The 14,002-nt window shown below is 72.8% G+C and carries 11 protein-coding genes; 6 read left to right on the forward strand and 5 right to left on the reverse strand.

Translation table 11 applies throughout. The annotated features are described in order from the left end of the window. Window positions 1–594 precede the first annotated feature (594 nt). Complete coding sequence (locus tag ACTWQE_RS02715; RefSeq protein WP_443327157.1) at window positions 595–2,040, reverse strand: transcriptional regulator; 1,446 nt, start codon at window positions 2,038–2,040, stop codon at window positions 595–597. A 314-nt stretch (window positions 2,041–2,354) separates the two neighbouring features. On the opposite strand from ACTWQE_RS02715, the gene ACTWQE_RS02720 reads away from it, so the two are divergent. From ACTWQE_RS02720 to ACTWQE_RS02740, 5 genes are all read left to right on the forward strand, one after another. After that, window positions 2,355–3,041, forward strand: a complete 687-nt coding sequence (locus tag ACTWQE_RS02720; protein ID WP_443327158.1) for a bifunctional DNA primase/polymerase — start codon at window positions 2,355–2,357, stop codon at window positions 3,039–3,041. Between the two features lie 585 nt (window positions 3,042–3,626). Continuing rightward, window positions 3,627–4,376: an ABC transporter ATP-binding protein gene (locus ACTWQE_RS02725; protein ID WP_443327281.1), complete on the forward strand. Its 750-nt coding sequence runs from the start codon at window positions 3,627–3,629 to the stop codon at window positions 4,374–4,376. Beyond that, window positions 4,373–6,028, forward strand: a complete 1,656-nt coding sequence (locus ACTWQE_RS02730) for a transporter (RefSeq protein ID WP_443327159.1) — start codon at window positions 4,373–4,375, stop codon at window positions 6,026–6,028. Before ACTWQE_RS02725 ends, ACTWQE_RS02730 begins: the two co-directional genes overlap by 4 nt. A gap of 185 nt (window positions 6,029–6,213) precedes the next feature. Beyond that, window positions 6,214–6,555: a hypothetical protein gene (locus tag ACTWQE_RS02735; protein ID WP_443327160.1), complete on the forward strand. Its 342-nt coding sequence runs from the start codon at window positions 6,214–6,216 to the stop codon at window positions 6,553–6,555. A 530-nt stretch (window positions 6,556–7,085) separates the two neighbouring features. Then, a complete protein-coding gene (locus tag ACTWQE_RS02740; protein WP_443327161.1) occupies window positions 7,086–7,442 on the forward strand; it encodes a hypothetical protein in 357 nt (118 codons plus the stop codon). A gap of 104 nt (window positions 7,443–7,546) precedes the next feature. Here the strand turns inward: ACTWQE_RS02740 and ACTWQE_RS02745 are convergent, their stop codons facing one another. The 4 genes from ACTWQE_RS02745 to ACTWQE_RS02760 form a co-directional block, all read right to left on the reverse strand. Then, complete coding sequence (locus tag ACTWQE_RS02745) at window positions 7,547–9,697, reverse strand: ABC1 kinase family protein (RefSeq protein WP_443327162.1); 2,151 nt, start codon at window positions 9,695–9,697, stop codon at window positions 7,547–7,549. 425 nt (window positions 9,698–10,122) lie between these two features. Continuing rightward, window positions 10,123–10,986 (reverse strand): alpha/beta fold hydrolase, encoded by an 864-nt coding sequence (locus ACTWQE_RS02750; RefSeq protein ID WP_443327282.1) that lies wholly within the window; start codon window positions 10,984–10,986, stop codon window positions 10,123–10,125. 815 nt (window positions 10,987–11,801) lie between these two features. Then, window positions 11,802–12,038, reverse strand: a complete 237-nt coding sequence (locus ACTWQE_RS02755; protein WP_443327163.1) for a hypothetical protein — start codon at window positions 12,036–12,038, stop codon at window positions 11,802–11,804. 125 nt (window positions 12,039–12,163) lie between these two features. Beyond that, entirely contained in the window at window positions 12,164–12,856 is a 693-nt protein-coding gene (locus ACTWQE_RS02760) for a metal-dependent transcriptional regulator (protein ID WP_443327164.1), read from the reverse strand. A 173-nt stretch (window positions 12,857–13,029) separates the two neighbouring features. Here ACTWQE_RS02760 and ACTWQE_RS02765 point away from each other — a divergent pair, with 173 nt between their 5' ends. Further along, the gene (locus ACTWQE_RS02765) at window positions 13,030–13,791 is read left to right on the forward strand and encodes an SIS domain-containing protein (RefSeq protein ID WP_443327165.1); all 762 of its coding nucleotides are present in this window, start codon (window positions 13,030–13,032) and stop codon (window positions 13,789–13,791) included. Window positions 13,792–14,002 lie beyond the last annotated feature (211 nt).

A 14,002-nucleotide genomic window follows, 5' to 3' on the forward strand; every position in this document is an offset into this window, starting at 1 on the left:
CCGCCGACGCAGCCCGCTCCCACCCCCTCCCGCCGGCGGAGCTACGGGCCCGAGGCAAGCCCGCACCCGGACGACGTGCGACCCTGCCTCCCGCCCGGCTGGGCGCACCCACTGCGCACGCTCCTGGCCGGAATGGATCACGTCCCTGAGGGCGCACAAGCATGCCGTGCGCGGCAGCCCGAGCCCCACGGACATCCCTCCTGGACGGGAGGGGACGGGGCGAACCCCACGGACACGGGCGTGAACGAACTGCCGCCGACCTCGCCCCCGGGGCGGGAAAGGAAGGGGACGGGGCCGTAGGGGTGGGGGTTCTGGAACGTGGGCCCCCATGCCGAAGGCCAGGGGAGTGTGCGTGGGCCGCCAGGCCCGTAAAGAGAGGTTCCAGAGCCCCCGCCCCGAAGGGCCCGGCCCCGGAACCACAGCGTGCCGCACCCGGAGAACCCACCGCACCCCGAAGCACCACACCCCGCCGCACCCCGAGGCACCCACCCCGCGCACACCGGGCAGCCCGCCGACGGAACATCGCGGAGCGGCCCGCCCGGCGAGGGCTGATCGGCCCCGCCCGCGCGGGGGCAGAGCCCCGCCCCGCGAGGGCTACGCCGCCTGCCCCTGCGCGTCCATGCGCGCCGAGAACTCCCGCACCACCGCCTCGTTGCGGAACGGTTCCAGCCGGTGCTGCAGGTCCTCCAAATACTCCGCCCCCCGGTTCGACCGCAGACCCGCCAACAGATCCAGCGCCTGCGTCCCCGTATGGCAGGCCTGTTCGATCTCCCTCTGCTGCACCTGCGCCGACGCCAGCAGCACCAGGTCGATCGCCCGTCGCCGCACCCGTGGCTCCGGATGGCCGGCCAGGGCTTCCTCAGCCCGTCTGCGCGCGGGCTCCGCCTGCCCCAGGTCGCGGTGGCAGTGGGCCAACTCATCGGCCAGATAGGCGTGGTCGAAGTGGGCGATCCACACGGGATCGTCACCCGACGCCGAGCCGGGCCCCGAGCCGCCCGCCGGTCCGGCTCCCGGTCCGGCCCCCGGGACGAGATCCCCCGCCCGTTCCATCGCCGCAACCGCCTGTCCCGCCACGACCTGGAACGCCCTGCCGTCCCCCATCAGCGCATGCCCCCGCGCCTCCGCGGCGAAGAACATCGCCTCGGCCCGTGGCGTCACCCGTCCCCGCGCCCCCTCCTGCGCGGCCCGCGCCAACTGCGCGATCTCCCGCGGATTGCCCAGGGTCGCGGCCAAATGGCTCATACCGGCCGCCAGCACATAGCCGCCGTACCCCCGGTCCCCTGCCGCCTGGGCGAGCCGGAGCGCCTGGATGTAGTACCGCTGGGCGAGCCCCGGCTGCCCGGTGTCGACCGCCATATAGCCCGCCAGCTCGGTCAACCGGGCGACAGCCGCGAAGAGTTCACGCCCGACGGATTCGCGGTAGGAACCGCCCAAAAGCCCCGACACCACGCTGTTGAGGTAGTGGACGACCACCGGCCGTACGCGCCCGCTGCCGAACCGGTGGTCCAGGTCGACGAGCGCATCCGTCATGGCGCGTACGGCCTCGACGTCGGCGAGCCCCACCCGCGCCCCGGCCGTCCGCGCCACCTGTGCATCCACACCCGTGATGAGCCAGTCGCGGCTCGGCTCGACGAGCGCCGAGGCGGCAACCGTCGCCCCGCTCAGGAAGTCACGACGCCCGACGTCGCTGCGCCACAGCTCGCAGACCTGCTCGATCGCTCCCAGGACCGTGGGGGCGAACTGCAGGCCGACACCCGAGGCGAGGTTCTTGCCGTTCGCCATCCCGATCTCGTCGATGGTGACCGTACGCCCGAGCTTGCGTCCCAGCGCCTCGGCGATGATCGCGGGGGCGCGGCCCCGCGGCTGCTGCCCGCGCAGCCACCGGGCTACGGAGGTCTTGTCGTAGCGCAGGTCGAGCCCGTGCTCGGCACCGCACATATTGACTCTGCGGGCCAGACCGGCGTTGGAGCAGGCGGCCTCCTGAATGAGCCCCTGCAATCGTTCGTTGGGCTGACGCGCTACGAGTGGCCTGGCGGCCATGGCACTACCCCCTTGGTCGACGCAAGTGTTCTCTGCCCAGCCCGTATGCTGCGAATTCGTGCTATTTCTGCTGTTCGATGTCTTCGCGGACCTGGTTCTTCGGTTCGCTCGCTCGGTGCTCTTCCTGGGCATCCGGGCGATGAGGCAGAGGGCTTCCGGATGACTCGTGCGTGATGTGCCGCCCTACGGACTACCCGGTCCGCGCAGCCGTTCGCCCGCGCGCCCCCACCCATGCACCCATGCGCCCCACGTGCCAAAACGATGCTCCTCCGGCAACGTGCCCCGCCCCGTAACCCTTGGTCACAAGGGGAGTTGTGTTCCTTGTGGAAGAGACCATTGGAGTGACCGGCACTGATACCCCCCAGATCCCCCAGCAGCGCGGAACCCAGCTGCTCGACACCGCGGTGCGCTACGCGGAGGAGCGGCACTGGGACGTGTTCCCCGGCACATGGCTCAGGGCCGAGGACGGCGTCGAGCGCTGCTCCTGCGAGGCCACCGAATGCCCGGCGCCGGGAGCGCATCCGACCCGGACCGACTGGGCGGGCCAGGCGACGGGGAGTGCGACCGCGGCCCGGCGCCTGTGGGCCAAGCAACCACGGGCGGCGATCCTGCTGCCGACAGGGCGCACCTTCGACGTACTGGAGGTGTCGGAGACGGCGGGGTGCCTCGCCCTGGCCCGGATGGAGCGGATGGCCGTGCCGCTCGGGCCCATCGCCTGCACCCCGGACCGGCGCATGCTCTTCTTCGTCCTCCCCGGCGCGGCGGCCAAGGTCATGGATCTCGTACGGAAGCTGGGCCTGCCGCCGCAGACCCTGGACCTGGTCGCGCGGGGCGAGGGCGACTACGTGGCAGCGCCGCCGACACGCTTCGGCTCGCGGGGCCCGGTGCAGTGGGCACGGCGGCCGACGGCCGCGAACCGCTGGCTGCCCGACGTGGAGGAGCTGATCAGTCCGCTGGTGTACGCGTGCGGGCGGGAGGCCGCGGCGACCCGCGGCCGCTGACAGGTCCACGGCGTCCATGTCACTCCCCGGGGAGCCGGCAGCGCGGCCCGCCTCCCGGGGCGAGGCCGGCAGCACGGCACGCGTTCCTGGGACGAGGGCCCGACTGCACGGCCCGCGTCCTGGCATGAGGGCCCCGCAGCACGGCCCGTCCTGGCGTGAAGGCCCCGCCCCTCGCCCCCGGAGGCCGACGTCCGCCCGCGTCCAGCCCCTGGGACGCAAGGGGGTGACACGGGCATTCCCCCCGCCCGTATCGTGAGCGGCGGACGGGGGCGTGGTGCGCCCCTGCGGGGACGTCGAAAGGCACCACAGATGGCAACGCAGCCGGAACATACCGACGACCGGACGGAAGCCGCGTCCGCTACGGGAACGGGGGCGGCCGGGCACGCCGGAACAGCCGCGGCCGGGGCCGCCGGAGACCCAGGGGCCGGGGCCACCGGTACGACAGGGGCCGGGCCCGCCGGAACCGCAGGGACCGAGACCGCCGGAACCGCCGCGACCCGGGCCCCCGGAACTGCCGGGACCGGGGCCGCCGGAACCGCAGGGGCGGCCGGGGAGCCCGCGGCGGCGCGGCCGCCCGCCGTACGCATCCAGGGGCTGTGGAAGCGCTTCGGTGAGCAGGTCGCCGTCGCGGGGATCGACTTGGACCTGCCCACGGGCCAGTTCGTCGGCCTGGTCGGCCCGAACGGAGCGGGCAAGACCACGACGCTGTCGATGGTGACCGGTCTGCTGCGGCCGGACTCCGGACGTGTCGAGATCGGTGGCCACGATGTGTGGCGGGACCCGGTCGAGGTCAAGGCGCGCATCGGTGTTCTGCCGGAGGGGTTGCGCCTCTTCGAGCGCCTCTCCGGCCGGGAACTCCTGGCCTACACCGGGCGGCTGCGGGGGCTGCCCGGCCAGGAGGTCGACAAGCGGGCCGCCCAGCTGCTGGACGTCCTCGACCTCTCCGGTGCACAGCACAAGCTCGTCGTCGACTACTCGACGGGTATGCGGAAGAAGATCGGGCTCGCTTCCGCCCTGCTGCACAACCCCGCTGTGCTGTTCCTGGACGAGCCCTTCGAGGGCGTGGACCCGGTGTCGGCGCAGACGATCCGCGGGGTGCTGGAGCGCTATACGGCCTCGGGCGCGACCGTGGTGTTCTCCAGCCATGTGATGGAGCTGGTGGAAAGCCTCTGCGACTGGGTGGCGGTGATGGCGGCGGGACGGATCCGCGCACAGGGCACGCTGGCGGAGGTGCGCGGCAACGCAGCGTCGTTGCAGGCGTCCTTCCTGGAGCTGGTCGGCGCGAACGGCCGCGCGACCGGCCAGGACCTGGACTGGCTCGGCGGCGCCCGATGAGCACCGACACCTCGCCCGCTGTCTCCGCCTCCCTCTCCCCCTCGCCCCACACCTCCCCCGCTGCGTCCCTCACCGCGGTCTTCCTCCGGCTGAAGCTGTCGCTGCTCCGCAACGGGCTGCGTCAGTCATCGGGCCGTACGGCCGCCTATGTGGCCTCGATCGTGGTGACCCTGCTGTTCGCGGCGCTCCAACTGCTCGGGCTGATCGTGCTGCGCGGCACCGCGCACGCACCGGCGGTGGTCGTCACCATCACCGCGGTCATCGCCCTGGGCTGGACGGTCATGCCGCTGTTCTTCCCCAGCGGGGACGAGACCCTGGACCCCACGCGCCTCGTCATGCTGCCTCTGCGGCCGCGTCGGGTCGTCACCTCGCTCCTGGCCGCCTCGCTGATCGGAATCGGCCCGCTCTTCACCCTCACCCTGGCGGTCGGCTCGGTGATCGCCGTGGCCCATGGCGTGGCGGCCGTGGCGGCGGGCGTGGTCGCCGTACCCCTGGTGGTGCTGGTCTGCGTGGCCCTTGCGCGGGCGGTCGCGGCGGGCAACATCAGGCTGCTGACCAGCCGTAGGGGTCGCGACCTGGCACTGCTGAGCGGCCTGATCATCGCGGTCGGCGCGCAGTTCGTGAATCTGGGCGCGCAGAAGCTGGCCGCGCCGGACGGGCTGAGGGTGCTGGAGCCCGCGGCGGACGTGCTGCGCTGGGTGCCGCCGGCGGCGGCGGTGGACGCCGTACGGGCGGCGGGCGACGGCTCGTACGTCCAGGCCCTCGCCCAGCTTCTGTTGAACGTCGCGGCGCTCGTGCTGCTGCTTCTGTGGTGGCAGCGCAGCCTCGCTCAGCTGATGACCTCCCCCGACGGCTCGACACTCCAGGCGGCCACCCACGAGGAGAAGAAGGAGAGCCGGAGCGCGGGGCTGGCCCGGCTGCTGCCGACGGGCCGTACGGGCACGGTCATGCTGCGGACGCTGCAGTACGCGTGGCGGGACCCGAAGGCGCGGGCGTCATGGGCGTCATCGCTGGGCATCGGACTGCTGCTGCCGGTGGTGACGGCGGTGCAGGGCAACGGCAGCGTCTACACGGCGTGCTGGGCCTCGGGGCTGCTCGGTATGCAGATGTACAACCAGTTCGGGCAGGACACCTCGGCCTTCTGGATGGTGGCGCAGACCATCTCCTCGCCGCGCGACGCGTATCTCGAACTACGCGGCCGGGCCATGGCGTTGGGCGCTGTGGCGCTGCCGTATGTGACGCTGGTGGTCCTGGGCACGGCGGCGGTCATGGGGAAGTGGAGCGCGTTCCCCGAAACCCTGGGGCTCTCGTTCGGACTGCTCGGCGCGCTGCTGGCCACGGGCGCCCTGGCGTCGGCCCTGTTCCCGTACTCGATCCCGCAGGACAGTGGCTACAAGAACGTCGCGCCGGGGCAGGCGGGGCTGGCCTGGATCAGCATCCTGGGCGGGATGGTGGTCGGGGCGCTGCTGACGGCGCCGCTGATCGGGTCCCTGATCTGGCTGCATATGGCCGGGGCGCACGCCTGGCTGTGGCTCGTGCTGCCGGTGGGAGCGGCGTACGGGCTGGGACTGGCGGCGCTGGGCCTACGCCTGGCGGCGCCACGGACCGCGGCGAGACTCCCGGAGATCCTGACGGCGGTGAGCAAGGGCTGACGGGTCCCGGCGCGGGGGTGCGGGTTCCGGCGAGACTCCGCCCCCTCGCTCGCCGGGCCCTCGGACCTCTCAGGTTCACACCCGCCGGCCGGTCCCCTTCACTGGTCACAGATCATCAGGCCTCGTACGACACAGCAGCGATCAACCAGCTGCATCCAACGACCAACGAGCACCACGGGGGCACCGTGAACCGCAAGAAGAGCACCTTCGCCGTCGGTATCGCCGCAGCGATCTCCGCCCTGGCCTTCAGCCTCGGCGCACCGGTCGCTCAGGCGGCCCACGTCGGCGCGCAGGGCACCGTGGACTGTGACGGCTGGACGCACGCCAACAACCCGGACCACGGCATCGCCGGCTGCAAGAACAACACCGACCACCCGGTCACGTTCCGCGCGGAGATCGTGTGCGGTCTGGCACCGGATGTCTCCGGCCAGTGGGTGACCCTGGCTCCCGGGGAGTACAGCGAGTCCCAGGGCGTCTGCGCGATCTACAGCAGCGGTGTGGGCCGCGTGGGCTGGACCATCCAGTAAAGCCGGGCACCCTCAGCGCACTTCGCACCGAGGGGCCGGGACGCCGACATGAGTCCGCGTCCCGGCCCCTCGCCGTCCGCGGGCCCCACCGACTCCGGTCACCGGCCTACGGCCTGCGCGCCGTAGGCCGGTGGCATCCGCCGTACCACCAGCGCGCGTTCGAGGAGCCTGCCTCTCACGACCGGTCCGTGCCACCTCGGCGTATCACGTGCACCGGGCTTCGGCCCCGGGACGGGTGAGCTCCGGTGCAAGGGGAGTCGGTAGCAACAACGGAGGGGAACCGGCGCCAAGCCTCGGTCACCCCTGGTGGGCGGCTGACGGGTTTCGGACGCGGGACGGTTCCGTCGCGGTCACCGCGGCGACAGCAGGCGGTGACATCGGGGGCGCACCAGGGCGAGCACGCTGGTGAAGGGTGCGACCGGGGAGGCGATGCCGGGCAGCACCGGGCTGCTGCCCATGGGGAACGCCGGGAGCCTCTGGTGCGTTCACCGGGCATGGTGGGCACTGCGTGGCAGGTTACCGGGGGAGCCATGGGGGCGGGCGTTGCCTTGTTCCTCGCGGACCGCGTTCTGTTATGGATGGAGAGCCGGGGATGGGTCTACTGGCGCAAGCGCAAAGGCCTGTCGTCCATAGGCGTCGGCTTCATTCAGGAAGGTGATCCCGGCGCGCAGGCGGTCAAACGTGCCATGGCACAGGAGCGTGTGCGCAAGAACGTCAGACCGGCGGAAGACCCGCCCGTCCAGGTGGACCTGGAGGCGGGGGTGGTGCGTGTGTGCACCGAACACCACGGAAGAGGTGTGAGGGAGTCGCCCGAGCGGTCATCGGCTTGCCGCGACGGCGGAGCGGCGGGTGCGCCGCCGACCCTCGCGATCCGGCGTCGGACGTAGGCTCCGTTTCATGGGTGCGTTCTTGCCGCTCGCGCTCGGCCGGTCGACGACGCTGTCGGCGGGGAACGGCAGACCGCACCGTGCCGTGCGCCTGAGCGCCCTGGTTACGGCGCGCGGCGCATCGCCGCGTAGAGCACCCGCAGCGTCAGAACCGCGCTCACCGCCAGCAGGTTGTAGCCCAGCAGCGGAAAGAGCTCCAGGTGCTTGGTGACACGGGGGCCTTCGCCCGTGCCCAGAACCAGCATCAGGACGGCCATCAGTCCCGTACCCGCGGCGAGCAGGGTGACCAGGAGCTGGTGGACCAGACCCGAGACGAAGCGTCGGTCGCGGTCGTCCGCCAGCAGGCGTACCCGGGCGGAGAGACGCCCTTGTTCGAGGGACGCGGTGATGCGTTCGGCGCGGCGCGGCAGGCGGCGCAGCATCGGGAGGAGGGGCAGCAGCTCCTGAGCCACCGTACGGGCCAGGACCGCGCCGTCCATCGTCTCGGAGCCGGGGCCGGAACGGCTTTCGGAGGTGCCGGTCCAGGTCGCGTACGTACGGCCCGCATGCGCTGCGAGACGTCCCGCGGGCCCACCGGAGAGACGTTCCGTCACCAGCGCGGTCGCCACCCGGCGCGCTTCGCCCACCAGGTCGAAGCCCGGCGAGAGTCGGCTGAGCGTGCCCTCCAGGGTGGCCAGGGCCCGGAAGACGGCCGCGACCTCCGGCGGTACGGCCAGTCCGAAGCGGGCGAGCAGCCGGAAGAGAGCGGTGAACATCTCCGTGTCCGGCTGGCTCGACGGCCCCAGATGGCGGGCCATGAACCGCCCCAGCTCGCGCTCCAGGAGCAGCGCGTCGAGCGCCGGCCCGTCGTGGTGGTCCGGACGCGGCCCGAGGAGTTCGAGCAGGGCGTCGCACATCCCCGCCGAGTCGCCCCGGTCCACGGCCAGCAGCAGATACTGGATGGCGTCCCGTACGGTCGCGTCGATACGGCCGACCGATCCGAAGTCGAGCAGCCCGATACGTGCCTTCTCGACGCCGCCGTCCGCGAGCAGCAGCATGTTGCCGGGATGCGGGTCGGCGTGGAAGACGCCGTCGCGCATGATCTGGCGCAGCATGGCGCCCAGTACGGTACGGGCGAGGGCGTCCCGGTCCAGACCGCGGGCGTCGGCGTCGGCACCGGCGCGTTCGAGGGTCACCCCGTCCAGCCACTCCTGGACCATCACACGCGCCGAGGACAGCTGGTGATGGACGGCCGGTACGCGGACCGGGGCGTCCGGTGCCCGGCCGTCGCACGCCGCGGCCACCGCGTCCGCGTTACGGGCCTCGGTCCGGAAGTCCAGCTCCTCGCGGACCGCCACGGCGAAGCCGTCCGCCAAGTCCCGTAGACCCAGGCCCTGTACGGCACGAGCGTGGACATGCAGCCCCTGCGCCATCGCGAGGACGATGTCGAGGTCACGCTCGACGGACTCCCGGATGCCGGGTCGTTGGACCTTGACCACGACCGTCGAACCGTCGCGGAGCGTGGCCCGGTGCACCTGGGCGATGGATGCGGCGGCGAGCGGCTCGTGGTCGAAGTCGGCGAACACCTCGGCGACCGGCGCGCCCAGCTCCTCCCGCAGAACGGTCTCGACCTCGTGCCAGGCCGCCGGCGGCACATCGCTCTGCAGTCGGCTGAGTTCCTCGACGATGTGCGGGGGCAGCAGGTCGCGGCGGGTGGAGAGGACTTGGCCGAGCTTGATGAACGTGCCGCCGCACTCCTCCAGCGCGAGGCGGAGCGAGCGCGCGGCTTCGCGTCCGGCCTCGTCGGCATGGGCGGCGCGGTCGAGGCTCGCGCGGCCGCGTACGTAGCGGCCCAGGCCGTGGCGCATGAAGATGCGGCTGATCTGGGAGTAGCGGCGGGCGCGGGTGAGGCGGCGGCGCACCGCCCGTACCCACTGCATGGGGCGCGGCCAGCTGCCGGAGGGCACGGCGATCTCGACGAGGACGAGGACCGCCATCGCCGCGAGCAGGGAGACGGTGAGGGAGACCGTGGAGAGGGCGGCGCGGCTGTCGTTGTCGGCCAGGGCACGGTTGAGGAGCTGGAAGGCGGTCATGCCCACGGCGCAGGCCATGAGGGTGCGCAGCGCTCCGATGCGGATCCCGAGCAGACGACGGGCGCCGACCGAGATCGCGGTGAAGAAGACGCCGACGGTGACGACGACGGCCAGAGCGGTGAGGATCCACTGGGCGGCTTGGTCGAAGGCGCTGGCGGCCAGCGGCAGCGGCGACGGCTGCATGACGGGTCCCTCCCGGCGGGAAGCGGTTGCGGTCGGTGCGGGGCGACCGGGCGGGTCGGTGCGGGGTGCGGGTCGCGGGGCGGTGCGACCGCACGGCGCTTACGGGGGCAGGGCTGCGTAGTGGCCGACGCCCGCCCCCACGCGTCGTCCGAATGCCACGGAGCCTAAGGCATCGCACGGTCCCGGCAGCGAACCGGGCTGCGCGGCGGCCCGGCCGGACCAGCAGGCAAGCGCCATGGCACGCCCTCGCCGAGGCGGGCGCCCCACCACACCTCGGCGCAACGCACCGGGCAGCCGGTGGCACGGGCCCGGCCCCCGGCCACGAGGCACCCGGGGCCCCGCCCGGAGCCGGAAGAGCTCCCGCCGCGCCGGGGCGGGACCCGGAGCCCGGGGCCCGTCCCGGGGTCACGGCCGGGCTCTCCGGATCACGCGGGGAGTGAGGCCTCCAGGAAGGGTTCGATCGCGGCGCGCCAGCCGTCGGGCTGGTCGTAGTGCACGAGGTGACCGGCGTCCGGGATCTCGGCGTACTGGCCGCGGGGCAGGACCCGGACCATCTCCTGGGCCTCCGCGCGCCCGAGCTCGCCGTCGAGGCCCCGTACGACCAGGGCCGGGCACTGGACCAGCGCCAGCTCCTCCCAGTGCGCGTCGTACACCCAGGTCTCGCGGGAGGTCAGCATCTGGCGGCGGGAGAACACCGGGCACCAGCCGTCACCGCGCTCGGTCATCACCTCGGCGTAGAACTCGCCGCGCGACGGCCGCGGACGCTCCAGCGCGGGATCGTCCTCCCCGAACCACTTGCGGACGTCCGCGAGCGTCGCGAACGGCAGCGGCCAGGTCTTGAACCACTCCTCCCATTCGCGCTGCGACTGCGCGCCCAGTGCCGAGGCCCGCATGTCGCAGATCACCAACGCCCGTACGAGATCGGGCCGGCGGGCGGCCAGCTGCCACGCGGTGAGGGCGCCCATCGAGTGCCCGATGAGGACGACGGGGGCGAGGTCGAGCTGTTCGACGACGGCCTCGACATCGGCCACGTACGCCTCGCGGGTGTACGGGCCGTCGGCGGGCTTCTCGCTGCGCCCGTGGCCGCGCTGGTCGAGCCCGATGGCCCGGTAGCGGGCGGAGAGCCAGCGGCCGGTGTCGGCCCAGTGCGCCGCCCGTCCCATCAACCCGTGCAGTAACAGCACTCCGGGGGCCTTCTGGTCCTCCCGGCCCTCCTTGGGAGGGTCGCCGAACTCCCAGGCTGCGAGCCGCACGCCGTCGGCTCCGGTCACATCGATGCGCCGCACCATGTGTCCTGGCACCCCCAATCCTTCCGGCCGCTGCGTGTCGTCAGCTGCGGGGTCCTCACATACGTACCCGAGTACGGGGTGAAACACAGACACATTATCGAACCCACATTCGAATGGGTGGCTCCGACTCACAACACCCCTCTTTCGAGTGACCGCGCTCAAGGGTTGACGACCCGCGCCGAGGGGAGACAGCTACCGGGAGGCGGGCCCTTCGGGGAAGGGGGTCCGCGGGGAACGACCCTGAGAGCTCGGGGCTCCGGGTCGCCACGGGGGGACATGGGGAGGCGGGGCCCCGGTTGCGGAACGCACCGGGGCCCTCGCTACGGGCGCTCCCGCCCCTGTTCGACAAGGCCATCACAGCCCCCTCCCCTCCCCGGTGACCGCCCCGTCCGGCGGACCGTGAAAGCCCCCGCGCCATATGCCTCAGCGACAGAGTCGCACGGCCGGGGGCGGAGCGCTGCCATTCCGGCGCCATTGCCCGGGAAACCGGAGAAGTCCGGCCGACCGCGCACCCGGGCGCACGCCCGACATGCCTCCGGTACCACCTGCGCCGATGCCGGCGATCCCCTGGGGCCCGGCCCGACCTGCCGTCTCAGGACGGCCGGGCCGGCGGGACCCAAGGGGTCGCCGGGCCCCGCGAAGAGCCCCCTCCCAGCGGCGTGGGAAGACAACGGGGTGGACGCGCCGCGGACGACGAGGAGAGCCAGGCAGAAGCAGAAGAGGCGGAGGGCGGGAGAGAGGATCTCCCGCCGGAAACCATCGTCCGACGCGCCGTTCAGCCCGCAGCCGGCACCGGAATCGCCTCGGTGCGCCGTTCAGCCCACGGATCCGCGCACGCGCACCGGATAGCCGACTTCACCGTCCCCGGCCCGCTCCACCACGACCCGGCCGCCCTCCCGCCGCGACCCGAACCGCTCGACCGGCGGGTGCTCCCAGCCGCACCGGCGTCGACGACGACCAGCCCGCCGCCCGAGCGCGGGCGGCCACACCTCCGGCTCCACCCGGCCGTCGTCTCCCACGACGGGCGGCACAGAGCCGACCCGCGTCAGCACCGGAATCCATGACGGCGGCGCGTCCGACACCGCCTGCTTCAGGGCGTCGTACGCCGCACCGCCCGCCGGGTCGCGCCGCCGCTCGGGAGAGGGCGTGAGAGGGAGAGGCGGGACGGTGCGTGGCGTCAGCGCTTGGCGACGAAGACGTGCGAAGCGATCTCCGCACGCAGCTCCGCGGCCTCACCGCTGCTGCCGACCAGGACCCCGCCCGCCGACTCCGTCACGCTGACGACGGCCCCCGGCTGCACACCGGCGCGACGCAGCGTGTACATCAGCTGGGCGTCCGTCTGGATCGGCTCGCCGATCCGCCGCACCACCGCGGTCGTGCCCTCGGCGCCCGGGTCGAGGTCCATCAGGCTCACCATGCCGTTGTCGAGGAACGGGTCGGCCTCGGCCTTCTCGCCCAGCTCCTCCAGGCCCGGGATCGGGTTCCCGTACGGCGACTCCGTCGGGTGCCTGAGCAGTTCGAGCACGCGGCGCTCGACCGCCTCGCTCATCACATGCTCCCAACGGCACGCCTCGGCGTGCACCTGCTCCCACTCCAGGCCGATCACATCGACGAGCAGACACTCTGCCAGCCGGTGCTTGCGCATCACCCGGGTCGCCAGCCGGCGGCCCTCGTCGGTCAGCTCCAGATGCCGGTCCCCGGCGACGGTGACCAGTCCGTCGCGCTCCATGCGCGCCACCGTCTGACTGACGGTGGGACCGCTCTGGTCGAGCCGCTCCGCAATCCGGGCGCGCATAGGAACCACACCTTCCTCTTCCAGCTCCAGGATGGTGCGGAGATACATCTCCGTGGTGTCGATCAGTCCGGACATGCGTGCCCCTCGGGATCTCGTGCGGTGGCCCTGGCTTCAATTCTGACGCATCCCGGCGACAACCGGACCCTCCGGTCCCAGGCGGCCCTTGACAGTTCCCCGGACGGCCCGCAACGTGATCCGCGCCACCAGGTACGGACCAGTGGAATCCTACGGAGAGGGCCTCAGCGGCGATGAGCGGGAGCAAGGGGCTGACCGAGAGGTTCTTCGACGCGGCCATCGATCTGTTGCGGCAGGTCCGTGACGAGGAGGCCGGGAACATCGCCACGGCCGGCGGCATGATCGCCGACACGGTGGCCGACGGCGGCCGGCTCTTCGCCTTCGGCGCCGGGCACTCCTCGCTCCCCGCGCAGGACGTCGTCTACCGGGCCGGCGGGCTGGCCGTGATGAACCTGCTCGCCGTACCCGGTGTGGTGGGCGTCGACGTCGTGCCCGCCACGCTGGGCAGCGCGCTGGAGCGGGTCGACGGCCTCGCCGCCGCCGTACTGGACACCAGCCCCGCCCGGGCCGGTGATCTGCTAGTGATCATCTCCCTCTCCGGGCGGAACCCGCTGCCCGTCGAGATGGCGACGCACGCCCGGGCTCTCGGCCTCACGGTGATCGGCGTGACCTCGGTGGCGTACGCGGACGGCACCCGGTCCCGGCACGCGTCCGGCACCTACCTCAAGGACCATTGCGACCTCGTCCTGGACAGCAGGATCGCCGTGGGGGACGCGGAGCTCACGCTCGAGGGCATCGAGGCGCCCTTCGCACCCGCCTCGACCGTGGTGACGAGCGCGCTGATGCAGGCGGTGATGGCGACGGCCGCGGGCGAGCTGGCCGCACGGGGGATCGCCCCACCGCTGCTGCGCTCGGGGAACGTGGACGGCGGACACGAGTGGAACGGGCGGGTGATGGCCGAGTACGGGGACCGGATCTTCTTCCGCCACACGTAGACCACTGCGTATGGGGCCCGCCCACCGGTCGCCATCGGCACCACGCGGCGGGGCCACGCCCTGCGGCTGAGCGGGCGGGACGTGCCCCCGACGGCCGACCGGCCGGGCAGGGACCAGTGCCCTCTTGCTCAGTGTCCGTGCGCCCGGCCCGTACGGGTCGGGCGCGGCCGGGGCCCGTGCGGTCGGGAGCGGCCGGGCCCGTGCGGGTCGC

It is taken from the genome of Streptomyces sp. 8N706 (assembly GCF_052245415.1).
GTDB lineage: Bacteria > Actinomycetota > Actinomycetes > Streptomycetales > Streptomycetaceae > Streptomyces.